This is a genomic window from Flavonifractor plautii ATCC 29863, assembly GCF_000239295.1.
In the GTDB taxonomy this organism is placed as follows: Bacteria; Bacillota; Clostridia; order Oscillospirales; family Oscillospiraceae; genus Flavonifractor; species Flavonifractor plautii.
In genome coordinates this window covers 33,752-54,946 of record NZ_JH417851.1, presented here as the reverse complement: position 1 = coordinate 54,946, position 21,195 = coordinate 33,752, and the positions used below count along the sequence as shown (strand labels likewise).

The following is a 21,195-nucleotide window of genomic DNA, read 5'->3' as shown; positions in this document are numbered from 1 at the left end:
GGGAAGCGAGTAAACTAATGTATGGCATTCGGCTGTCGAACATGAGAGAAAGGCCACCCGCCGGGGTGGCTTTTTCTTTGCACTTGGAAGGGGATGAATGGATGGTTCAGGAGAAGAGGGGGAGGTGGCTGGCCCTGCTGCGGAAGGAGCCGGTACTCTGTATCGCGGCGGTTTGCGCGGCAGTTTCCACGCTTCTCAATCCGCCCTCGCCGGCCTATCTGAACTATATTGACTGGCGGGTACTCACCCTTCTGTTCTGCCTGATGGCGGTGGTGGCGGGACTGCAGGAGTGCGGTGTTTTTGCAGTGCTGGCCCAGCGGTTGCTGGCGGGGGAGCGGCGGATGCGCCTGGTCAGCCTTGCCCTAGTGCTGCTGCCTTTCTTTGTGTCCATGGTGGTGACCAACGATGTGGCGCTCATCACCTTTGTTCCATTTGCGGTTCTGGTGCTGGGGCTGATCGGACGGACGGAATACCTGGCCCCCCTTGTGGTGCTCCAGACCATGGCCGCCAACCTTGGGAGCATGGCTACCCCGGTGGGTAATCCGCAGAATCTCTATCTTTATGCCGACTACGAATTGACGGCGGAACAGTTTTTTGGGACCATGCTTCCGCTGACCCTGGTCAGCCTGGCTGCGCTGACGGCCGCATCCCTCCTGTGTGTCCGGGATGAGGGAATTCAGGTCCGGTTTCAGGAACAGGCGGAGCTTCGGAGGCCGGGCCGTCTGGGGCTGATGGCAGGCCTGTTTGTGCTCTGCCTGCTGTCGGTATTCCGGGTGCTGCCCTATCCGGCGCTGTTGGCCGTGGTGGCGGGCGGTCTGCTGCTCTTTGACCGGGGATTGTTTCGCAGGGTGGACTATGGCCTGCTTGCTACCTTTTTCTGCTTCTTCCTGTTTGCCGGAAACATCGGGGCCTGCGGCCCGGTACATGCCGCCCTGGCCTCCTTGATGGAAGGCCACACGGCGCTGACCACCGGCCTGACCAGCCAGATCATCAGCAACGTTCCGGCAGCAGTGCTCCTGTCCGGATTTACAGCGGACTGGCGCGGCCTTCTGGTGGGCTCCAACCTGGGCGGGTTGGGGACCCCCATTGCCTCGCTGGCCAGCCTCATCTCGCTTAAGGTCTACCTGCGTACGCCGGGGGCCAGGCCGGGGCGCTATCTGATGCTGTTCACTGCGGCCAACGGGGCTGCATTGGTTCTCCTGTGCCTATGCGCTGCCCTTCTGGCCGGGTAGATGGAAAGATGGAATGCAATTCCTTTTGAATGGGGGTTGCAAGGCGGGAAAAGACATAGTATAATACAATTTACTGCATTTTCTATTGATTTCGAGATACATGGAGAGGGTTCGGCATGAATCGTACTTTGGAACACATCCTCCCACGGGTTCAGAAGCCCGCCCGGTATACGGGAGGGGAGTATAACGCAGTGGTCAAGGACCGGCGCGCGGTGGATGTGCGCTACGCGCTCTGCTTCCCGGACACCTATGAGATCGGCATGTCCAATCTGGGCGTGCGTATCCTTTACGGGTTAATGAACGAGATGGATGGGGTGTGGTGTGAGCGCGTGTTTGCCCCCTGGGGCGACATGGAGGAGGAGATGCGCCGGGAGGGGATTCCCCTGTACGGCCTGGAGAGCGGCGATTCCATCGCCGATTTCGACCTGATCGGCTTCTCCCTGGGCTATGAGATGGCCTATACCAATGTGCTCAACATGCTGGATCTGGCTGGCCTTCCCCTGCGCAGCGGGGAGCGGACAGAGCTGTCTCCCATCGTGGTGGCGGGGGGAACCTGCGCCTTTAATCCAGAGCCCCTGGCCCCCTTTGTGGATCTGTTCGTCCTGGGGGAAGGGGAGGACGTGAGTGTGGAGATTATCCAGCTCTACCGCCAGGCCCGGGAGGAGGGCTGGGGTAAGGAGGAGTTCCTCACCGCCGCGGCCCGGATTCCTGGCGTCTATGTGCCCTCTCTTTACGAGGTGAGCTATCACGGCGACGGCACGGTGGCCGCCGTCACCCCGCTGGAGGGGGCTCCGGCCAGGGTGACCAAGCGCATCGTCCAGGACTTTGACAAGAGCTATTTCCCGGTGAAGACCATTGTACCCTCCACCGAGATCGTCCACGACCGGGTGATGCTGGAGGTGTTCCGCGGCTGCATCCGGGGCTGCCGCTTCTGTCAGGCGGGCTACGCCTACCGGCCGGTGCGCCCCCGCAATCCCCAGCGGCTGGTCCAGCAGGGCATCGAGGCGTGCCGGGACTCCGGCTACCAGGAGATGACCCTCTCCAGCCTGTCCACCAGCGACTACCGGGCATTGGAGGGGCTGTGCGACGGCCTGCTGGAGTGGTGTGAGCCCAACAAGGTCTCCCTGTCCCTGCCCTCCCTGCGGGCGGACAACTTCTCCCTGGGCCTGATGGAGCGGGTGCAGCATGTGCGCAAGTCGGGGCTGACCTTTGCCCCGGAGGCGGGCACCCAGCGCCTGCGGGACGCCATCAACAAGAATGTGACGGAGGAGGAGATCCTCCGCTCCTGCCGCACCGCCTTCTCCGGCGGGTGGAGCAGCGTGAAGCTCTATTTCATGCTGGGCCTGCCCACCGAGACCGACGAGGATGTGCTGGGCATCGCCGAGCTGGCCGAGAAGGTATACAAGGCGTGGAAGGAGTGCACCCCCAACCCCAAGCGGGGGGTGACCATCACCGTGTCCACCGCCTGCTTTGTACCCAAGCCCCACACCGCCTTCCAGTGGGAGGCCCAGGTGAGCATGGAGGAGTACCGGCGGCGGGTCAAGCTGCTGCGGGACAACATGCGGGGGCGTTCCATCCGCTACAACTGGCACGATCCGGACACCAGTTTCCTGGAGGCAGTGTTCTCACGGGGGGACCGCCAGGTGGCCGACGTGATTGAGGAGGCCTGGCGCCAGGGCGCCAAGTTCGACGCCTGGAGCGAGTATTTTGACTTTGACCGCTGGATGGCGGCCTTTGACGCCTGCGGCCTGGACCCCGCCTTCTATGCCAACCGGGTGCGGGAAAAGGACGAGGTGCTGCCCTGGTCGGTCACCTCCACCGGCGTGACCACGCCCTTCCTGTGGCGGGAGCGGGAGCGGGCCTATCAGGCGGTGATCACCCCCGACTGCCGGGTACAGTGTACCGGCTGCGGGGCGGACAAGCTCTATCCGGGAGGGAAATGCGATGCCGAAGCATAGATTAGCGTTCAGCAAGGCGGACACCGCCAAGTTTATCTCCCATCTGGATCTGATGCGCACCTTCCAGCGCTCCTTCCTCCGGGCGGGGATCGCCATCAAGCACACCGAGGGCTTCAATCCCCACGCCTTTGTCTCCATCCCTCTGCCCCTGTCGGTGGGCTTCTCCAGCGGGTGCGAGGTACTGGAGTGCCAGGTGCTGGACACCCCGCTGGATCAGGTGCCGGCGAAGATGAACGCCGCCCTGCCCGCGGGCATCACCATCCAGCGTTGCTATGAGGCGGTGCGGCCGGTGAAGGAGCTGTGCTACGTCAACTATATCGTCACCCTGGAGTATGAGGCGGGGGCCCCCTTCGGCGCGGAGAGCGCCATCCGGGATTTGCTGGCCCGGGACTGCCTGGTGATGACCAAAAGGAGCAAGAAGGCCAAGAGCGGCTTTACCGAGGTGGACCTCATTCCCCTGATCGCTAGGGCAACCGTGGAGGAGCGGCGGGACACCATCGCCCTGGACCTGGTGCTCCGGGCCCAGAATCCCGGCCTCAACCCGGAGCTGGTGGTGGCGGCCATCCGGGAGCACTGTCCCGACGCCGCCCCCGACTTCGTCATCTTCCACCGCCGCGCGGTGCTGGACGGCCAGTTTCAGACCTGGGAATAAGAGACAACAAACAAAGCCCGCGGGATATAAAATCCTGCGGGCTTTGTTCGCTTCAGGCCGGAAGCCTTACCAGAAGTACCAGAACAATGACACAGAGATTGTTGCAGGCATAGGCCGCGCCTGGACCCAGCCAGTCGGCCAGGACTCCGGTATAGGAGATGCCCAGGGGGATCAGTATCCCGGAGAAGAAGGCGAGCAGGGCAAAGAACCGCCCCTGCTGTTCCAGCGGTACCCGGGTTTGGAAATAGGAGATCAGCGGGACGTTGATGCAGGCGGTGAGCCAGCCGATCAAAAGCTGGAAGGTGAAGAAGAGGACAAAGTAAAGCTTTGGAACGGAACGCAGAAGGGGCGCGGCCAGACCAAGGGCGGCCATCAGGGCGCTGTTGACCAGAAACAGGGCGCGCAGGTGTTCCAGGGGGCGGAGGCGGGCCGCCCGGATCAGGAACAGGCTGGCCAGCAGGGTTCCGGCGGTGGAGGCGGAGACCGCCAGGCCGTATCGGGACTCTGGAAACTGGTACAGCTCCACCAGAATGCCGGGGAAGATGATCTCCTCGCTGTTGGCTACAAAAAAGTTGAGGGCCATCACCAGAAGAAAGAGGGAGAACAATTCCCGTCGGCCCAGCAGATATCGAATACCGGCCCGCAGGCGGGGCGGTTCCGCCTGCTGGATGGGGCGCGGCGCGTAGGGAATGAAGCACTCCTGGAGGGCGGAGAGGCCGTAGGCCAGCGCGCACAGCAGGAGGATGGCCCGGAATCCACACAGTCCAAACAAAAGCGCGCCCGTCGCAGGGGCCAGTACCGCCGCGCCGTAATCCAGCAGGCTTTTGATTCCATTGAGGGAGGAGAGGCGCTCCGGTGGACACAGCTCCGAAAAGAGAACCTTGGATGCAATTTCGAACAAATGGGACAGCAGGTGAAAAAGCATGGTGCCCGCAAGGAGGAAGGGGAGCGGGGGGCCGGGGAAAAGCAGGAGAAGGGCACAGAGCGCGCTGGCACCAAAATCACAGAGGATCAGCAATCCTTTCCGGTGGGCGCGCTCCACAAGCGGCCCCAGGAAGGGAACGGCCAGCAGGGGCGGAAGGCTGGTCAGGGTGAAGAAAAGGCCGGACGCCCCCAGACTCCCGGTGCGCTCGAGCACATAGAGGGGCAGGGCGACCAGATAAAAGGAGGAGCCGAACCGGGAAACCGTTCGTCCGGCCAGCAGGAGGGCGGCGGCCCGGCCGCCGACAGCCCGGCCCACCGCCTACTCCTTGCGCCAGTAGGCGGAGCCGGAGGCGGTGCGCTCCAGAAAGCCGTATTCGATCAACAGGCGGCGGAGGTAGGGAAAGTCCTCATAGATCCGGCCCAGCAGCCGGTTGACCTCCTTCTCCGTATACTGTCGGCCGGGCGTGAACTGCTCAGCGATGGCGCTGAGTACGACCAACTTGCGCTTCTCACGGGCAGGCCACTGGCGCAAGGCGCCGGCCTCGTCGAAACAGGCGGCCAGGATGGCCTGCCGCTCCTCCTCAGTAACGGCGTAGCGCGCATCAACCATGGACGCAGTGGGATGGGGGTGGCAAAAGCCGGTATCCACCGGGCTGGAGATGCGGCTGGTGCGCAGTAGCTCCATCAGGGCCAAAAAGAGTCGGGCCTGCCGCTCCTTTTCCCGGAGCTTGAAGCGGTGATTGCGCACGGTGGAGGGGGAAACCCTCTTCTGCGCAGCGATTTCCTTATCCGTGCAGCCCTCCGCGAGCATGCGGAGCAGCTCCAACTGAACCTCGGATAGCCCCAGCAGACCGGGGTTCCGGTGGAGCAGATGCTCCAGCACGGAGCCATGGGCCTCCCGGAGATGGAGGGCTGCCATGGCCTCGGCATCATAGAAGCGGCCCCCGCGGGGAAAGACCTCCCCCTGGGGGAAGGCGACTCCGCAGAGGAGGCAGCGGTACTGTCCATCCCGCAGGGCGATACCCCGTACCAACTCCTGCTGGGAGGACGACCATAATAATTCCTGTTCTTCCATGACAACCACCACACAACAAACATTTTATTTTAGTGTCTATTATTATATAAACGTTAAAGTGAAATGTCAATATAAAAAGCAACTCCCGGGCGTTCGCCCGGGAGTTGCTTTTTATTGGTTTATTCAAAATCGATCTGGTCGACATCCACCGGATGGTGCTTGCGGTACTCCTTGGTCCACTGGCTTACCCGGAAGATAGTCCATAGGTCGGACAGCCCCTCATAGATGAGCACCGCACCGATGAGCATGACCAGGGCCTCCGCGGCCAGGAAGGGCTGAAAGACGATCACCAGCCCCAACACCGCCGATACGGCGGAAAGCACCAGGGGCACGGTCCAGCGGAGATAGAGCATCCGGCGCAGCTCCAGCGCCCGTTTGAGGTTGACCAGGCCGTCCACCACGATGAACAGGCCCAGGATCACGGGCAGGACGGAGGCCACGATGACCGGGCGGAGCAGGAACAGCAGGCCCAGGGCCGCAGCGACGATACCGAGGAAGAGCTCGAACACGAAGCTGCCCTGCCGGCTGTCCCGAAGGAAAAAGCTGACGATGGTCACCACGCCGTAAATAAGCAGGATGCCGCCGAAGGCATAACAAAACACGGTGGCGCTGACGCCGGGCCAGATCAGCAGGATTAGGCCGAGGATGATGTAGAGCACCGCGGCCAGAAGAAAGCTAAGCTTCATATTATGAAAAAATTCCCGCATAAGAAAACCCCCTTTATGCTCTAGTATACCCCCGGCGGGCGGAAAAGTCATTGGACAGAAGGGCGGGAGTGTCCAATCAGCTCCAGTTTTTACATACATCAATCCATCCGGAGCTGTTGGACAGGATGTCCAGCTCTCCGCAACTGAGCCGGACGGCGGAGGCGGCGTTGCCTGCGGCGGGGTAGACCGTGTCAAACCGGCGGAGGGACACGTCCAGGTAGGTGGTCACAGCGGGGTTGTCGATGCCGAAAGGGCACACGCCGCCCACGGCGTGGCCCGTGAAGTCCAGCACCTGCTCCGGGGTGAGCATGGTGGCCTTGGCGTGGAACTGGGCCTTGAACTTGGTATTGTCAATCTTGGCGTCTCCGGCGCAGACGATGAGCACGCAGCCCCCGTCCACCGCAAAGGAGAGGGTTTTGGCGATGCGGGCGGGTTCGCACCCCACCGCCTGGGCCGCCAGCTCTACCGTGGCGCTGGATACGCTGAATTCCTGAATCCGGTCTTCATAGCCTCTGGCCCGCAGATAGGCCCGGCCCGTCTCGATGGACATATCAATTCCCCTTCTTTTTCCCCTGGGCCTTGGCCAGGAACTTGTCGTTCTGAATGATAAAGCGCTCGTGGGTACCCTTGCCGATGGGGCCGGCCTCGTCGTAGGCGGTGACGGCAAAGGTGAGCTTGCGGCCGTCCACGGCGGTGACCTCCGCCTCGGCCCATACCTGCATCCCTACGGGGGTGGCGGCATCGTGGCTCACGTCCAGCCGGGTGCCCACGGTGCCCTGCCCCTCCTCCAGGGAGGCCTGGGTGGCGTCGACGGCGGCGTTCTCCATCAGGGCGATCATCTGGGGAGTAGCGAACACGGGCAGCAGGCCGCTGCCCACGGCGGCGGCGGTGTTCTGATCGTTGACCACGCACGCGGCGCGGCCCTTGCTTCCTACAGTAACGGACATGAATTGGTTTCTCCTTTCCAACTTCTTCTGGAACAGGCCCATTTTACAACAGCCGCGCCGTTCTGACAAGCAAAACCGTCACCGGCGGGGGAGCAGGGCGGTGAAGGTGGTGCCGGCCGCGGCGGTGCTGGTGACGGTGAGCCGCCCGTGGTGGCCCTCCACGATGCTCCTGGCAATGGCCAGCCCCAGGCCGTAGCCGCCCCCGCTCCGGTTCCGGGCGGCGTCCGCCCGGTAGAAACGCTCGAAGAGGTGGGGCAGGTGCTCCGGCGGGATGGGCTCGCCGGTGTTGTGTACCGCCAGCCGCAGCCGCTCCTGGTGCCGCTCCAGGGTGAGGGTGACGGTGCCGCCCGGCCCGGCGTACTTCACGGCGTTGTCCAGGAGGATCATCACCAGCCGGCGGAGTTGCCCCTCGTCTCCGCGCAGGGACAGGCCGGGGGTGATCCGGTGCTCCAGCGCCACGCCCGCCTCAAAGGCCACCGACTCGAAGGGGAGCAGACAGCCCAGCGCCACCTCGCTCATGGCCGTCTCCGCCCGGGCGGCCGGCTGGCGGGCGGCATCCGACTTGGCCAGAAAGAGCAGATCGTCCACCAGCTCCTTCATCTGCTCCGCCTCGTCGTGGGTGTACTCCAGCCATTTGGACTGGGCGGCCACCGTGTCTTCGGGATGGGAGAGGACGAGGCCGGTATTGGCCAGAATGACGGTGAGGGGGGTTTTCAGCTCGTGGGAGGCGTCGGCCACAAACTGGCGCTGCTGCTGCCACGCCCGTTCCGCCGGGCGCAGGGCCACGGAGGAGAGGACAAGGCTCACGAAAAAGAGACCCACCATGGCCAGAGCCCACACCAGCAGGGACAGCAGGGACAAATTGCGCAGGGAGGCAGTCTCCCAGCCCAGATCGGCAAAGGCGATGCGGAGCTCGCCGTCGGGCCTGCGCTCCACCAGAAAGCGCAGGCGAAGCTCCCTGAGCACGCCCTGACTGGCGCCGGAGGACTGGGCCTGCTTCACCGCCTCGGCGGCGGTCTCCTCCGAAACGTCCACCTGGCCGCCGTCGTTGAGGCCGGTAATGGCCCCGTCCTTCACGGTGACCACAAAGACCGGGATCAGGGAGAAGCGGTGCGCCCCGTCCGGCTCGCGCTCCTCCGGCGGCGGGCCGCCGATTTCAAAGCGGGGCGGCCCCTCCCCCTCCTGCCAGGACAGGGCCAGCCGGAGGGCGGCATCGCTCTGCCCCGCCAGGCGACGGACGTTCGCCCCCACAAAGAGGATGAACACCACCGCCAGCACCAGGCCCACCAGCAGCAGGTTGATCAGGATGAATTTCCGCCGCAGCCGCTTGATCATACCGCAGGCACCTCCAGGTGATAGCCCACCTTGCGCACGGTGCCGATGCTCACCCGGGAACCCAGATAGGCCAGCTTTTTCCGCAGGAAGGAGATGTAGACCTCCACGTTGTTGTCCTCCGCCTCCGACTCCAGGCCCCATACCTTGGAGATGATGTCCTCCTTGGGAATGACGGCCCGGGGGGCGGCCAGCAGCAGGCGGAGCACGTCAAACTCCTTGAAGCCCAGCCGGACGGATTTTTCCCCGCAGCGCAGGCTGCGGGTGGGGGTGTCCAGCACCAGATCCCCGGCGGCGAGCTGCTCGCCGATCACCTCGCCCTGCCGCCGGGTGAGCGCCCGCACCCGGGCCAGCAGCTCCCCGATGTCGAAGGGCTTGGTCATATAGTCGTCCGCGCCGTGATCCAGCCCCGCGATCTTGTCCGGGATCTCATCCCGGGCGGTGAGCATCAGAATGGGGGTGGAGACGTGGGCGCAGCGCAGGCGGCGGGCCACCTCAAAGCCGTCCACCTTGGGAAGCATCACATCGAGCACGATGGCGTCGTACTGCCCGGTGAGGGCGTAGTCCAGCCCGTCCGCCCCGTCAAACACCACGTCGGCCTGATAGCGCTGCTCCGCCATGATCTGGCCCAGCGCCTCAGCCAGGCGGCGCTCGTCCTCTACAATCAAGATGCGCATACCTTCTGTCCTTTCCTGCGTTTTTCTCCATTATAAGGGAGAGAACTGAAATCTGTCTGAAATGTATTATAGGCGGGGCGGCAGACGAAAGGATTTACAGAGTGTTAACAATCTCCCGCGGCCCTTTTTCAGAGTAATTTCAGTTTCTCCCCCTATACTGGCCTCCGAAACCGGAACAGAAGGTGAGGACGATTGCATGCAGTTGACGGCATTGCGGAAGAAAGCGGAGGGGAGCGCGCCGCCCGAGCGGAAGCCCGGCCGGCGGCTGACGGTCAGGCGCGGGGCGGCGCTGCTGCTGGTTCTGGCCCTGGCGGCCGGTGCCGCCCTCGGGGGGAAGGCCCTGTTTTTCAGCGGGGAGGAGCAGACGCCCCTGACGGAGCAGACCACCTATGGCAGCCTGTCCACAACGCTCTCCGGCACCGGAACCACCATGCCGGCGGACAGCGTTACGTACACCACCGCCTCGGAGACGGAGATCACCGGCGTATACGTCTCCGCCGGCGACACGGTGGAGGTGGGCGAGCTGCTCTACACCCAGGATGATTCAGAGCTGGACGACCAGATTGAGGAGTACCAGGATCAGATTACCGAGCAGGAAAACCAGCTGGACGATTATCAGGAGCAGCTCGCCCAGCTCCAAGAGGAGATCGCCGCCCTCACTGTGACAGCCCCCTTTGCCGGCCGGATTACCGATGTGGCCGTGGACGTGGGGGACAATGTGGCCGCCGGAACCAAGCTGGCCACCCTTGTGGACGACAGCCAGATGTGCCTGACCCAGTATTTCAGCTACGCCTATGAGGATCAGGTCTACGTGGGCATGAAGGCCGGGGTGTCCGTGGCCAGCCTCATGCTCAACCAGGAGGGAACCGTCACCGACATTCAGATGGTGGACCGGGTGACGGCGGAGGGCACCCACTGCTTTGCCGTCACCGTCACCCTGGACAATCCGGGCGCCTTCACCGAGGGAATGACGGGCGCCGGCTATCTGGTGGCGGACTCGGGCGAAAAGCTCTATCCGTCGGTGGAGGGGGAGCTGGAGTACCGCCGCAGCCAGGATCTCACCGCCGAGGTGGGCGGCGAGGTGACCGGCATCGGGGCGGTGGACTATGAGCAGGTGAGCGCCGGGGCCGTTCTCGTCCAGCTCGACGGGGCCGACTACCAGAAGCAGGTGGAGTCGGTGAACAAGCAGATCACCCAGACCCAGGAAAAGATTGTCCAGCTCCAGGAGAAGAGCGCGGAGACGGAGGAGAAGCGCTCCGACTACGCGGTGACCGCTGAGCTGGCGGGGAAGATCATCATGGTCAATGTCCGGGAGGGAGAGAGCCCCCGGGAGGCGGGGCAGACCGCGGTGGTGCTCTACAACCTGGACTCCATGACCATCACCGCCAACATTGACGAGCTGGACATCGACGGCATTGCCATGGGGATGGAGGTGGACATCACCCAGTCGGGGGCGGAGAGCGACACCCATTACACCGGCACTGTCACGGAGATCAGCTATGAGGCCACCAACTCCAACGGCGTGGCCTATTTCCCCATCACCATCACCATTCCCAGCGGGGGCGCCCTCTCCGCCGGCGTCAACGTCTCCTATTCCATCACCGTGGGCGACGAGTCCGAGGGGGTGCTGGCCCCCATCGCGGCCCTCAAGAGCACCAGCCAGGGAACCTGCCTCTTCGTCAAGGCGGACGCGGCGCCGGACAACGCGGTGGAGCTGGAGGACGGCGTGGTGCCCGACGGGTTCTATGCCGTGCCGGTGGAAACCGGGGTGTCCAACAGCCAGTATGTGCGCATCCTCTCCGGCGTGGAGGAGGGGGTGGAGGTATTCACCCGCTACCAGCAGGCGGCCCCGAACGGCGGGGATACCACCAGCCAGGGAGAGGAGCCGTCCGACTTCCCGGGCGGCGGGGAAATGCCGGACTTCAGCGGCGGAGAGATGCCGGATTTCGGCGGCGGAATGCCTGGCGGCATGGGCGGCGGGATGCCCGGCGGCGGCCCTATGGGCTGAGAAGGGGGATTCTGTATGAGCCTGATTCAATTGAAGGACGTCTATAAAATTTACGCCGAGGGGCAGGAAAACCAGGTCAACGCGCTGGATGGGGTTACGCTGAGCATAGACCAGGGGGAGTTTGTGGCCATCATCGGCACCTCCGGCTCCGGCAAGTCCACGATGATGAACATACTGGGCTGCCTGGACGTGCCCACCCGGGGGGAGTATCTCCTGGACGGCACCCCGATCCGGGAGCGCACCCAGAGGGAGCTGTCCCAGATCCGCTCCCGGCAGATTGCGTTCATTTTCCAGGGCTATAACCTCATCCCGTCCCTGAACGTCTGGCAGAATGTGGCGCTGCCCATGCTCTACCAGCGGGTCCCGCTGGCGGAGCGGCGGGCGCGGGCCATGGAGGCGCTGGAAAAGGTGGAGATCGCCGCCAAGGTGGACAACCGGCCGGCCCAGCTCTCCGGCGGCCAGCAGCAGCGGGTGGCCATCGCCCGGGCCATCGCCGCCCGCTCGCCCATCCTCATGGCCGACGAGCCCACCGGGGCGCTGGACTCCAGAACCGGCGAACAGGTGCTGGGCCTCATGCGCCAGATGAACGCCGAGGGAACCACCGTGATCCTGATCACCCACGACAACGGCATCGCCGCCCAGGCCGACCGTACCGTGCGGGTGAAGGATGGGAGAATCGTCCACGACAGCCTGTGGGACGGCGTGCTGGTGGACTGGAGCGCCCCGCCGGCGCGGGTGGCGCCATGAACGCGCTGCGCATGGCCCTGGACTCCATCCGGGAGAAAAAGGGGCGCTCCTTCCTCACGATGCTGGGCATCATCATCGGCGTGACCGCCGTGCTGGTGCTGGTGGCGCTGGTGTCCGGCTACAACGCGGACATCACCGCCTACTATGAGAAGCTGGGCGTCAACAAGGTCAACGTCACGGTGAACTGGTACGACACCAGCCGGTCTGTGGATGTGATAGACGCCCTCTATGACTATGGGAATGGAGAGCTGGGCGATATGGTGCTGGGGGTGAGCCCCGATCTGTCCACAAGCCTGCCCATGAAATACCGCACCACCACGCTGGACAGCGGGACGCTCTACCTGGGCAGCGACCAGTTCTCCGTCTGCGGGAACTACACCCTGAAGGAGGGGCGGGACATCAGCGCCTTTGACGTCGACCGGCGCAGCCGGGTGTGCGTGCTCGGCTCCTACGTGGCGGACAGCCTGTTTCAATATGCGGATCCCATCGGGGAGACCGTCTACTTCGGCGGTGAGCCCTTCACCGTGGTGGGGATCTACTACCAGAAGGACGGGGGCGAGGAGGGCTCCATGGACGACATGGCGGTGATCCCCTACTCCCTGGATCGGGCCATACTGGGCACCGCCCAGCTCACCCGCTTTTCTGTCAAGGTAGATCAGTCCGACCACATGGACACAGTGATGGCGAAGCTGGAGCGTTTCCTGGGGGAGACCATCGACACGAGCGTGGGGGAGTATGAGCTGGAGAACGGCAACTCCGCCATGAGCGAGAGCACGGAGGAGATGACCTCCATGAGCGTGGTACTGGGCGGCATCGCGGGCATCGCCCTGCTGGTGGGCGGAATCGGTATCATGAACATCATGCTGGTCACCGTCACGGAGCGGACCCGGGAAATCGGCATCAAGAAGTCCATCGGCGCGCCCCGGCGGGAGATCGTGGGGCAATTCCTGGTGGAGGCCGCCATCCTGAGTGCTCTGGGCGGCCTCATCGGCATCGCCCTGGGCTACCTGCTGTCGCTCATTTTGGGAAAGGCCATGTATGATCTGATCTTGTATCCCGACGCGCTGGTGACGGCGGGCGCCTTCGCCTTCTCTGTCGCCATCGGAATCGTGTTCGGCATCTACCCGGCGGCCAAGGCGTCCGGTTTGCAGCCTGTGGACGCCCTGCGCGCCGACTAATCGAGAGGAGAAACACAGATGAAACAACGTATTCTGGCGCTGCTGCTGGCGGCGGGGCTGTGCCTGGGGCTGATCACGGCGGCGCCCGCCCTGGCCTTTTCGGATGTGAGCGGAGAAGAGCTGTCCGAGGCGGTGGAGGTACTCTCCGGCCTGGGTATTGTCTCCGGGTACTCCGACGGGAGCTACCACCCGGACGACGCGCTGACCCGCGCCCAGTTCTGCAAGCTGGCCATTCTAACGGAGGGACACGGGGATCAGGCGCGGGGGAGCGCCTACCGCACCCGGTTTTCCGACGTGCCGGGCGGCGGCTGGGCTGCCCCCTATATCAATCTGGCCTGTGAGGAGGGGCTGGTCTCCGGCTATGGCGATGGCCGCTTTGGCCCGGACGACCCGGTGACTGTGGGACAGGCGGTAACCGTGGTTCTCCGTTTGCTGGGCTATACGGCGGAGGAGATCGGCCCCTTCTGGCCGGAGGACTATCTGAATAAGGCCGGGGCACTGGGGCTTCTGGACGGCCTGCCCGCAGACGTCGGAGCCGGCCTGACCCGGGGAGACGCGGCCCTGCTGCTCTACCGCGTGCTGCGGCAGACAGACCGGGACGGACAGGATTACATCGACAACCTCTGCGCCTCCAAGGTGACCGGCGCGGTGCTGCTGGACAATAACGCCGAGGCGGCGGACGGTACCCTGGGTACGGTGGAGGTCTATGCCAATCAGACGATTAGCTGGTATGAGCCTGCGGAGGCGGTGCCGGACCGCCTGGTGGGGCGGAAAGGCGCGCTGCTGCTGGACGAGGCGGGAAAGGCGGTGGGCTTCCTGCCGGACGATTCGTCCCATCGCACCCTCCGCCCGGCGGAGGTGGCGGCGGACGGCATCACCGCCGCCGGAGGGGGAACGTATGCCATCTCCAGCGGAACCAGGGTGCTGCTGGACGGCGCGGTCAGCACCTACGGCGACTGCTGGTATGAGCTGGAGGGCCGGGAGCAGGTGGCGCTGTATTATACGGACTCCGGGGCGCTCGATCTGGTCGTGGCCTCCGAGGCGGCGGCCTATGAGGGGGTCATGCTGACCGGCTATTATGAGGATGCCAGCCCCAACGCCGCGTCGCCCGCCTCCATCACGCTGCTGGGCGTGGAGCTGGAGGTGGCGGACGGGGCGGCGGCCGGGCTGTCCGCCTTCGCGGTGGGCGACCGGATTACCGTCACCCTGAACGGGGCGGGAGAGGTGATCTCTGCCTGCGCCCCCTCGGAGAAGCGGGCGGAGCTCTACGGCGTGCTTCGGGAGGACGGGGTGGAGCTGACCTGCGGGCTGACTGCGGCGGGTGAGCTCAGCGTCCACGGCGCCGGTGTGGGTGAGCTGGTTCGGGTCAGCTCCACCGGGATCGGGGCCCTGTCGGTCTATCCGGTGTCCGGTGGGAGCCAGTATGCCCTGGATCCGTCGGACGGCACCCTGGGGAGCCTTCCACTGTCGGAGGATGTGAAGCTCTACGAGCGGGCCGGCTCCAGCGTGGTGGCGGAAATTGCCCTGGAGGATATTCTGACGGATACCGTACCCGCCTCCCAAATCGACTTTTACGCCACAGACGAAAACGGGAAGGTCTGCCTCCTCCTGCTGGACGATGTGACCGGGAACGCATTTACCTACGGTCTGCTGACCGCCGGGGAGCAGACTGGGGGCAGCGGCAGCATGACCTATACCAACCGAACCGTCTCCGTGGAGAACAGCAGCGGAGCCAGCCAGGCATATATCACGGGAAAGACGGTCAGGAGCGGAACCATGGGTGGCATCGCGGTGTCGTCCGAGGGAAAGGCCGTGGAGGTTGTGAGCCTGAAGAAGGCCGATGTGAGCCGGGCTGATTTTGACGGAGAGGAGGCCGTGGTGGTGGAAGGCCTTCGGGTGCCCGTCAGCGACGGGGTAGAGGTTTACAACCAAGAAACCGGGCGCTGGACGACCCTCTCGGCCGCCAAATCCTACGGAGCGGAGCTGACCGTGTACTACAGCGGCGCACTGGGCGGGGACGCCGTGGTGCGGGTGGTGACCGTGGGATAGCAAAACAAGATACAATAGATAATAGAGAGCAGAAAGCCGGGCCCGCATGACAAGCCATGCGGGCCCGGCTCAGGCCACAGGGGAGATGACGCCGCAGGCAATGCGGCCCCCGGCGGCGCCGGTGGGCTGACTGCGGTAGTCATCGGGCAGAGCGTGGAGTACCACCGACCGGCCCAGCACCTGCCCGGGCTGAAACCGGCCGGTATACACGAGGGAGAGCGCCCGGCCGCCGCTGGAGAGCAGGACGGGGAGATCTCCCGCGTGGTTCGGGTGCTCGCGGCCTTCCGGATCGTAGTGGGGACCGGCGCAGTGAAAGGCCACGTCGCCCCCGGTGCAGCAGTCGCCGAGCGCGTGAATGTGGCAGGCATAAAAGCCGTCCCCGGGCAGCCCCAGGGCGCGTATCAGCAATAGGGTTCCGTCCTGGTAGGGATAAAACAGCGCCTCGCCCCGCAGGCCGGGGTGGGCGTTGCTGCCACAGAGCAGTGCACGGGCGGCAGGGCGGCCATCCAGCAGGACCCGGGGCAGGCGGCACAGAGCATCAGCCATGGAATACGCCTCCATTCTGTCCCCATGCTATGTGGGGACAGGCGCAATCGTTCCAAAGAAAAAAGGGACCAGCCAAAGGCTGGTCCCTTTTTTACAAACTTACACAGCGCGGGTGACCTTACCCGAACGGAGGCATCTGGTGCACACATAGACGTGCTTGGGCGTGCCGTTGACAATCGCCTTGACGCGCTTCACATTGGGCTTCCAAGGACGGTTGGAGCGGCGGTGAGAGTGGGACACCCGGATGCCGAACACAACGCCCTTATCGCAAAATTCACATTTGGCCATTCGCTTATACCTCCTCGCTCGTCAGGATAGCTTGATAAAGCATCGAATGATATAATAACAGAGCTTTTCGAAAATTGCAAGCATTTTTTTCAAAAAATCCCTTTCTTCCAAAGTGTGTTGCAAAGGAGCAGGGGAGAATGGTATACTATAACTAATAATACCGCAAGGGGGCAGCGCCAATGGAGAGCCTTTATAGCGTAAAGCTGGGAAAACTGATTCAGGAATTTCGCCTGGAGGTCCTGAGGGGCGGGGCGGGGTACGAGGATGTGTCGATCCGGACGGAGGACGTGAACCGGCCGGGCCTGCAGCTCACCGGATTTTTCGACTACTTTGACGCCAAGCGGCTCCAGGTGATCGGCCGCGTTGAGACCACCTATCTGGAGGGGCTGACCTCCGAGGAGCGGCGGGAGAGCTTCGAACTGCTGCTCTCCCAGGACATTCCGGCCCTGATTATTTCCCGGGAGATTGAGCCCTTCCCCGAGTGTATGGAGATGGCCGAGAAGTATGACCGAACCATCCTCCGCAGCCCGGACACCACCAGCGTGCTCATGAGCAACATCATTGCGGCGCTGAAGTCCTATCTGGCGCCCCGCATCACCCGCCACGGCGTGCTGGTGGAAGTGTACGGCGAGGGCGTGCTGCTGCTGGGCGAGTCCGGCGTGGGCAAGAGCGAGACCGCCATTGAGCTGGTCAAGCGCGGCCACCGGCTGATCGCGGACGACGCAGTGGAGATCAAGCGCAACGTCACCGACCGGCTGGTGGGCACTGCGCCGGAGCTGATCCGCCACTATATCGAGCTGCGGGGCATCGGCGTCATCGACGTGTGCCGCCTGTTCGGTATGAGCGCCGTCAAGGACGAGGCCGAGATCGATATGGTCATCAACCTGGAGCAGTGGAAGGACGGGGCCATGTACGACCGCCTGGGCCTGGAGAACCTCTACACCACGATTCTGGACGTGCAGGTGCCCTCTCTCACCGTGCCGGTGCGGCCTGGCCGAAACCTGGCGGTGATCATCGAGGTGGCGGCCATGAACAACCGCCACAAGAAGATGGGGTACAACGCCGCCGTGGAGTTTACCAAGCAGATCAACCAGCACTTCGACCAGGCCATGAGTGCGCAGTTGAATGATAATTAAAAAAGAGATACGTTCCGCCGCCCCGGTGAAAACCGGGGCATTTTTTTGCCGGAGGGTGTCACGTTTGGGAGCCGTGAGGTGTATATCAGGTGAACGCGTTCCAAACGGAGAAAAAGGAGGGAGATTCATGGCGGAGCATGCGGAGGAGACGCTGGCCGCCCGGCTGGTGGAGATCTACTCCGACCGGCTCTTGAGGCTGGCCTATTCCATCCTGAATTCTGTGCCCGACGCCCAGGACGTATGCCAGGAGGTGCTGCTTAAGCGGCTGGAATATCCAGGTGCCTTTGAAAATGAGAAGCACGAACAGGCCTGGATGGTGCGGGTGACGGTCAACGCCTGCAAAAACGTCCGCCGGAGTCCCTGGCGCACCCGCACTGTGGGCCTGGATGCCGTGGCCGAGCCTGCGGCGTTTCAGCCGGAGGAGGGCGGCGTGCTGGAAGAGGTGCAGCGTCTGCCTGCCAAGTACCGGGAGGTGCTGGTGCTCTACTATTATTTAGGATATGATACCAACGAGATAGGGGAGATCCTGGGCCTGCGGGCCGATGCGGTGCGGACCCGGATGAGCCGGGCCCGGATGAAATTAAAGCATATATTGGAGGGATTGGGCTATGGCAGGCTATCGGGATGAGTTGGAGCGGCTGAACTTCTCGGCGGAGGAAAAGGAGGCGCTGACCTGCCGCCTGCTGGAGCGGAGGAGCGGGCAGGAAGAGAAGCGCCCACGCTTCCCCTATCGCGGGTTGGTGGCCATCGTAGCTGCCGCTTCACTCCTGACAGGAGCGGTGGGGGCCGTCTCACTTGCCGGGGTGTCCCCAGCCTTCCGGGAGCTGTTCGGCATCACCAGCGAGGAACAGGCAAAAAACCTGGGGGTTGTACAGATGAACCAGGTGTTCGAGGACAAGAACGGCTCCGGGGCCACCGTCACCGTGAAGGAGGCGGCGGCGGATCAGGAACAGTTCTATATCCTGGTGGAGTTTGCCGCGCCGGAGGGGACGGTACTGCCCGAGCCCGACCAGGTGGAGGAGGGCTTCAACCGCGCCGTCCTCTGGGGCGGGCCGGACGGCAGGGGAATCGGCTTCGGAGCCTATAGGGACGAGAGTTGCACCAGCTTTATCGGCTCCAGCGAGGCGGGGTATGCAATAGACTATGTGGAGGACAGCGACCCCACAGACAACAAAATGGAGTTTATCATTCGTGGGCATATAGATCCGATGCCAAAGGATGCCGCATACTGTCTGTTTTCCGGGATCCAGTCCCTGTGTATGCAGTATCAGGGGGAATGGGTCACCGTGCTGGATGGTATGGACATCGATCTGATCGTCCCCCTGGTTGGCATGGGTACCCATTACGACTTCCAGGGCCGGTGCGGTGTGAATCTGAACGGCGTGACTCTGGCGGTGGCAGAGAACCTGACCATCTCGCCTATCAGCGTCAGCATGGATCTGGTGATCCCGGACGGGGCGGCCTATGACGCGGCCTTCGGTCGGGATGGCCCTTGGCAGATGTATGTCCTGATGTCAGACGGAAGCAAGATCCAAACCCGGTTTGAGAAGGTGGGAGGAGTTCAGGACGTATTTCACGATGATGCAGGACGAACCTTTTTCCGGGCGGATCATGTCCGTTTCGAACTGGAATCCCCCATCGATGTGGCGGAAATACAGAATCTGGTCTTTACAGGGGATAACAGCCGAATCTACGAAGGGGAGGACCGGACCGGCACTCTAATCCAGTTTGATTTCGGCCCTTGGCATTTTCAAAATGAAACCTACTGGAACGAGGTCAACTATTACTGGAAGAAGGACTGAGTATACACTTTATGAAGGGGCCCGGAGCTATCCGGGCCCTTTTTTGCGCGGGAATGAAAAAAACCTTGCAAAACGGGGAACGATGTGATATTATACCAAAGCATGTGATTACGCACACCCGCGGACGGTGGGCCAGGTGCTTTCCAAATGGGAGGTTGGCCGGCTTCGGATGAACCGGGTGGAGGAATCAACAAATAAAGGAGGAATTTTTACTATGGCAGTCGTATCTATGAAGCAGCTTCTCGAGGCGGGCGTCCACTTCGGTCACCAGACCCGCCGCTGGAACCCCAAGATGGCCACCTATATCTACACCGAGCGCAACGGCATCTATATCATCGACCTGCAGAAGACCGTGAAGAAGCTGGAGGAGGCCTACAGCTTCGTCCGCTCCCTGGGCGAGTCCGGCCAGACCCTGCTGTTCGTCGGCACCAAGAAGCAGGCTCAGGAGGCCATCAAGGAAGAGGCCGAGCGCGTCGGCATGTACTATGTCAACGCCCGCTGGCTGGGCGGCATGCTCACCAACTTCAAGACCATGCGCGGCCGCGTGGAGCGTCTGAACCAGCTCAAGAAGATGCAGGAGGACGGCACCTTTGACATGCTGCCCAAGAAGGAAGTCATGAAGCACCTGGGTGAGATCGCTAAGCTGGAGAAGTATCTGGGCGGCGTGGTCGAGATGAAGAAGCTCCCCGGCGCGCTGTTCGTGGTTGACCCCCGCAAGGAGCGCAATGCCATCAATGAGGCCCGCAAGCTGCACATCCCCATCGTAGCCATCGTGGACACCAACTGCGATCCCGACGAGATCGACTATGTCATCCCCGGCAACGACGACGCCATCCGTGCCATCAAGCTGATCTCCGGCGTGATGGCCAACGCCATCCAGGAGGGCAAGCAGGGCCAGGACGCTTCCGAGGCTTCCGCTGAGAAGGAAGCGGCCGCCGAGTAATTCCGGCCCCAAACCGTGATGTTGAGAGCGCCCGCCCGCGCGGGCGGGCGCTCCTTTTGATATTTGAGATGGAGGTAATGTGATCATGGCAATCACTGCAAAAGACGTACAGACCCTGCGCGAGATGACCGGTGTGGGTATGATGGACTGCAAGAAAGCCCTCACTGAGGCCGAGGGCAACATGGACAAGGCCGTTGAGATCCTCCGCGAGAAGGGCCTGGCCGCCTCTCAGAAAAAGGCGGGCCGCATTGCCGCCGAGGGCATGGCCTATGCCACCGTGGTGAACGGCGTCGGCGTGGTGGTCGAGGTCAATGCAGAGACCGACTTCGTTGGCAAGAACGAGAAGTTCGTGGACTTCGTTAAGGGCGTGGCCGCCGTTGTGGCCGCCAACAAGCCCGCCGACCTGGATGCCCTGATGGCCCTTTCCTACGGCAACGGTCGCACCGTGCAGGAGGAGCAGCAGGAGATGGTGCTCGTCATCGGCGAGAACATCAAGGTCCGCCGCTTTGCTTTCTTTACCGATGGCATCTCCGTGCCCTATGTCCACGCTGGCGGCAAGATCGGCGTGCTGGTAAACCTGGAGACTGGCCTGACTGCCGAACAGGTGGAGACCGTGGGCAAGGACGTGGCCATGCAGATCGCCGCTTTGAACCCCCGTTTTTGGGACAAGAGCCAGGTTGACCAGGCCACCCTGGATGAGGAGAAAAAGATCCTCCTGGTGCAGATGGAGAACGATCCTAAGATGGCTTCCAAGCCCGAGAAGGTCAAGGAGGGCATCGTCGCCGGTAAGCTGGGCAAGTTCTACAAGGAGAACTGCCTGCTGCAGCAGGAGTTCGTGAAGGATAACGCCATGACCGTGGAGCAGTATATCGCCTCCGTTGCCAAGACTCTGGGCGGTACCATTACCTTCAAGAACGCCGTCCGCTTTGAGAAGGGCGAGGGCATCGAGAAGAAGCAGGAGAACTTCGCCGAAGAGATCGCTAAGCAGCTGGGC

The 21,195-nt window shown here is 63.0% G+C and carries 21 protein-coding genes; 12 read left to right on the top strand and 9 right to left on the bottom strand.

What is annotated here, in order from left to right:
- The first annotated feature begins 101 nt into the window (after nt 1-101).
- The 3 genes from HMPREF0372_RS17755 to HMPREF0372_RS17745 all read left to right on the top strand — a co-directional run bounded on the left by HMPREF0372_RS17755 (nt 102) and on the right by HMPREF0372_RS17745 (nt 3,842).
- Nucleotides 102-1,232 (top strand): SLC13 family permease, encoded by a 1,131-nt coding sequence (locus tag HMPREF0372_RS17755; RefSeq protein ID WP_039998003.1) that lies wholly within the window; start codon nt 102-104, stop codon nt 1,230-1,232.
- A 116-nt stretch (nt 1,233-1,348) separates the two neighbouring features.
- Nucleotides 1,349-3,190, top strand: coding sequence for a TIGR03960 family B12-binding radical SAM protein (locus tag HMPREF0372_RS17750; RefSeq protein WP_007495593.1), 1,842 nt, complete (start codon nt 1,349-1,351; stop codon nt 3,188-3,190).
- Complete coding sequence (locus tag HMPREF0372_RS17745) at nt 3,177-3,842, top strand: TIGR03936 family radical SAM-associated protein (protein WP_007495592.1); 666 nt, start codon at nt 3,177-3,179, stop codon at nt 3,840-3,842. Before HMPREF0372_RS17750 ends, HMPREF0372_RS17745 begins: the two co-directional genes overlap by 14 nt.
- 52 nt (nt 3,843-3,894) lie before the next feature.
- Here HMPREF0372_RS17745 and HMPREF0372_RS17740 read toward each other — a convergent pair whose 3' ends face one another.
- The 7 genes from HMPREF0372_RS17740 to HMPREF0372_RS17710 form a co-directional block, all read right to left on the bottom strand.
- A complete protein-coding gene (locus HMPREF0372_RS17740) occupies nt 3,895-5,082 on the bottom strand; it encodes an MFS transporter (protein WP_007495591.1) in 1,188 nt (395 codons plus the stop codon).
- Nucleotides 5,083-5,085: 3 nt separating this feature from the next.
- Nucleotides 5,086-5,841 carry a DUF2087 domain-containing protein gene (locus tag HMPREF0372_RS17735; protein WP_007495590.1) on the bottom strand — a complete coding sequence of 252 codons (756 nt, stop codon included), beginning with the start codon at nt 5,839-5,841 and terminating at the stop codon, nt 5,086-5,088.
- A gap of 119 nt (nt 5,842-5,960) precedes the next feature.
- On the bottom strand, nt 5,961-6,548 hold the full coding sequence (locus HMPREF0372_RS17730) for an HdeD family acid-resistance protein (RefSeq protein WP_024724148.1): 588 nt from the start codon (nt 6,546-6,548) through the stop codon (nt 5,961-5,963).
- Between the two features lie 76 nt (nt 6,549-6,624).
- Nucleotides 6,625-7,098 carry a YbaK/EbsC family protein gene (locus HMPREF0372_RS17725; RefSeq protein ID WP_007495581.1) on the bottom strand — a complete coding sequence of 158 codons (474 nt, stop codon included), beginning with the start codon at nt 7,096-7,098 and terminating at the stop codon, nt 6,625-6,627.
- 1 nt (nt 7,099) lies between these two features.
- A complete protein-coding gene (locus HMPREF0372_RS17720) occupies nt 7,100-7,495 on the bottom strand; it encodes a thioesterase family protein (RefSeq protein WP_009256940.1) in 396 nt (131 codons plus the stop codon).
- A gap of 78 nt (nt 7,496-7,573) precedes the next feature.
- On the bottom strand, nt 7,574-8,830 hold the full coding sequence (locus tag HMPREF0372_RS17715) for a sensor histidine kinase (protein WP_007495567.1): 1,257 nt from the start codon (nt 8,828-8,830) through the stop codon (nt 7,574-7,576).
- On the bottom strand, nt 8,827-9,504 hold the full coding sequence (locus HMPREF0372_RS17710; RefSeq protein ID WP_007495566.1) for a response regulator transcription factor: 678 nt from the start codon (nt 9,502-9,504) through the stop codon (nt 8,827-8,829). The genes HMPREF0372_RS17715 and HMPREF0372_RS17710 overlap by 4 nt, the downstream gene beginning before the upstream one ends.
- A 196-nt stretch (nt 9,505-9,700) precedes the next feature.
- On the opposite strand from HMPREF0372_RS17710, the gene HMPREF0372_RS17705 reads away from it, so the two are divergent.
- From HMPREF0372_RS17705 to HMPREF0372_RS17690, 4 genes are read left to right on the top strand one after another with little or no spacing between them, the layout of a single operon-like run.
- Nucleotides 9,701-11,512 carry an efflux RND transporter periplasmic adaptor subunit gene (locus HMPREF0372_RS17705; protein WP_007495564.1) on the top strand — a complete coding sequence of 604 codons (1,812 nt, stop codon included), beginning with the start codon at nt 9,701-9,703 and terminating at the stop codon, nt 11,510-11,512.
- A 15-nt stretch (nt 11,513-11,527) separates the two neighbouring features.
- Nucleotides 11,528-12,259: an ABC transporter ATP-binding protein gene (locus HMPREF0372_RS17700; RefSeq protein ID WP_007495562.1), complete on the top strand. Its 732-nt coding sequence runs from the start codon at nt 11,528-11,530 to the stop codon at nt 12,257-12,259.
- The gene (locus tag HMPREF0372_RS17695; RefSeq protein WP_007495560.1) at nt 12,256-13,437 is read left to right on the top strand and encodes an ABC transporter permease; all 1,182 of its coding nucleotides are present in this window, start codon (nt 12,256-12,258) and stop codon (nt 13,435-13,437) included. Before HMPREF0372_RS17700 ends, HMPREF0372_RS17695 begins: the two co-directional genes overlap by 4 nt.
- 18 nt (nt 13,438-13,455) lie before the next feature.
- A complete protein-coding gene (locus tag HMPREF0372_RS17690) occupies nt 13,456-15,486 on the top strand; it encodes an S-layer homology domain-containing protein (protein WP_007495553.1) in 2,031 nt (676 codons plus the stop codon).
- 69 nt (nt 15,487-15,555) lie between these two features.
- Here the strand turns inward: HMPREF0372_RS17690 and HMPREF0372_RS17685 are convergent, their stop codons facing one another.
- Together HMPREF0372_RS17685 and rpmB are read right to left on the bottom strand one after the other, a co-directional pair.
- Nucleotides 15,556-16,032 carry a superoxide dismutase family protein gene (locus HMPREF0372_RS17685; protein ID WP_009256933.1) on the bottom strand — a complete coding sequence of 159 codons (477 nt, stop codon included), beginning with the start codon at nt 16,030-16,032 and terminating at the stop codon, nt 15,556-15,558.
- A gap of 99 nt (nt 16,033-16,131) precedes the next feature.
- On the bottom strand, nt 16,132-16,320 hold the full coding sequence (rpmB, locus tag HMPREF0372_RS17680; RefSeq protein WP_007495551.1) for a 50S ribosomal protein L28: 189 nt from the start codon (nt 16,318-16,320) through the stop codon (nt 16,132-16,134).
- 179 nt (nt 16,321-16,499) lie between these two features.
- Here rpmB and hprK point away from each other — a divergent pair, with 179 nt between their 5' ends.
- From hprK to tsf, 5 genes are all read left to right on the top strand, one after another.
- Nucleotides 16,500-17,456 carry an HPr(Ser) kinase/phosphatase gene (gene hprK, locus HMPREF0372_RS17675; protein ID WP_007495549.1) on the top strand — a complete coding sequence of 319 codons (957 nt, stop codon included), beginning with the start codon at nt 16,500-16,502 and terminating at the stop codon, nt 17,454-17,456.
- A 127-nt stretch (nt 17,457-17,583) separates the two neighbouring features.
- Entirely contained in the window at nt 17,584-18,084 is a 501-nt protein-coding gene (locus HMPREF0372_RS17670; protein ID WP_007495548.1) for an RNA polymerase sigma factor, read from the top strand.
- Nucleotides 18,065-19,258, top strand: coding sequence for a DUF4179 domain-containing protein (locus tag HMPREF0372_RS17665; RefSeq protein ID WP_007495547.1), 1,194 nt, complete (start codon nt 18,065-18,067; stop codon nt 19,256-19,258). The genes HMPREF0372_RS17670 and HMPREF0372_RS17665 overlap by 20 nt, the downstream gene beginning before the upstream one ends.
- A 214-nt stretch (nt 19,259-19,472) precedes the next feature.
- Entirely contained in the window at nt 19,473-20,201 is a 729-nt protein-coding gene (gene rpsB / locus HMPREF0372_RS17660) for a 30S ribosomal protein S2 (protein ID WP_039997998.1), read from the top strand.
- A gap of 85 nt (nt 20,202-20,286) precedes the next feature.
- The coding region (gene tsf / locus HMPREF0372_RS17655; protein ID WP_007495542.1) for a translation elongation factor Ts at nt 20,287-21,195 on the top strand (909 nt) is incomplete at its 3' end.

What these genes read in the sequence shown, in the direction of transcription:
- HMPREF0372_RS17755 (WP_039998003.1), top strand. Translation starts at nt 102, where the DNA reads ATGGTTCAGGAGAAGAGGGGGAGGTGGCTGGCCCTGCTGCGGAAGGAG.
- HMPREF0372_RS17750 (WP_007495593.1), top strand. Translation starts at nt 1,349, where the DNA reads ATGAATCGTACTTTGGAACACATCCTCCCACGGGTTCAGAAGCCCGCC.
- HMPREF0372_RS17745 (WP_007495592.1), top strand. Translation starts at nt 3,177, where the DNA reads ATGCCGAAGCATAGATTAGCGTTCAGCAAGGCGGACACCGCCAAGTTT.
- HMPREF0372_RS17735 (WP_007495590.1), bottom strand. Translation starts at nt 5,841, where the DNA reads ATGGAAGAACAGGAATTATTATGGTCGTCCTCCCAGCAGGAGTTGGTA.
- HMPREF0372_RS17730 (WP_024724148.1), bottom strand. Translation starts at nt 6,548, where the DNA reads ATGCGGGAATTTTTTCATAATATGAAGCTTAGCTTTCTTCTGGCCGCG.
- HMPREF0372_RS17725 (WP_007495581.1), bottom strand. Translation starts at nt 7,098, where the DNA reads ATGTCCATCGAGACGGGCCGGGCCTATCTGCGGGCCAGAGGCTATGAA.
- HMPREF0372_RS17720 (WP_009256940.1), bottom strand. Translation starts at nt 7,495, where the DNA reads ATGTCCGTTACTGTAGGAAGCAAGGGCCGCGCCGCGTGCGTGGTCAAC.
- HMPREF0372_RS17715 (WP_007495567.1), bottom strand. Translation starts at nt 8,830, where the DNA reads ATGATCAAGCGGCTGCGGCGGAAATTCATCCTGATCAACCTGCTGCTG.
- HMPREF0372_RS17710 (WP_007495566.1), bottom strand. Translation starts at nt 9,504, where the DNA reads ATGCGCATCTTGATTGTAGAGGACGAGCGCCGCCTGGCTGAGGCGCTG.
- HMPREF0372_RS17705 (WP_007495564.1), top strand. Translation starts at nt 9,701, where the DNA reads ATGCAGTTGACGGCATTGCGGAAGAAAGCGGAGGGGAGCGCGCCGCCC.
- HMPREF0372_RS17700 (WP_007495562.1), top strand. Translation starts at nt 11,528, where the DNA reads ATGAGCCTGATTCAATTGAAGGACGTCTATAAAATTTACGCCGAGGGG.
- HMPREF0372_RS17695 (WP_007495560.1), top strand. Translation starts at nt 12,256, where the DNA reads ATGAACGCGCTGCGCATGGCCCTGGACTCCATCCGGGAGAAAAAGGGG.
- HMPREF0372_RS17690 (WP_007495553.1), top strand. Translation starts at nt 13,456, where the DNA reads ATGAAACAACGTATTCTGGCGCTGCTGCTGGCGGCGGGGCTGTGCCTG.
- HMPREF0372_RS17685 (WP_009256933.1), bottom strand. Translation starts at nt 16,032, where the DNA reads ATGGCTGATGCTCTGTGCCGCCTGCCCCGGGTCCTGCTGGATGGCCGC.
- rpmB (WP_007495551.1), bottom strand. Translation starts at nt 16,320, where the DNA reads ATGGCCAAATGTGAATTTTGCGATAAGGGCGTTGTGTTCGGCATCCGG.
- hprK (WP_007495549.1), top strand. Translation starts at nt 16,500, where the DNA reads ATGGAGAGCCTTTATAGCGTAAAGCTGGGAAAACTGATTCAGGAATTT.
- HMPREF0372_RS17670 (WP_007495548.1), top strand. Translation starts at nt 17,584, where the DNA reads ATGGCGGAGCATGCGGAGGAGACGCTGGCCGCCCGGCTGGTGGAGATC.
- HMPREF0372_RS17665 (WP_007495547.1), top strand. Translation starts at nt 18,065, where the DNA reads ATGGCAGGCTATCGGGATGAGTTGGAGCGGCTGAACTTCTCGGCGGAG.
- rpsB (WP_039997998.1), top strand. Translation starts at nt 19,473, where the DNA reads ATGGCAGTCGTATCTATGAAGCAGCTTCTCGAGGCGGGCGTCCACTTC.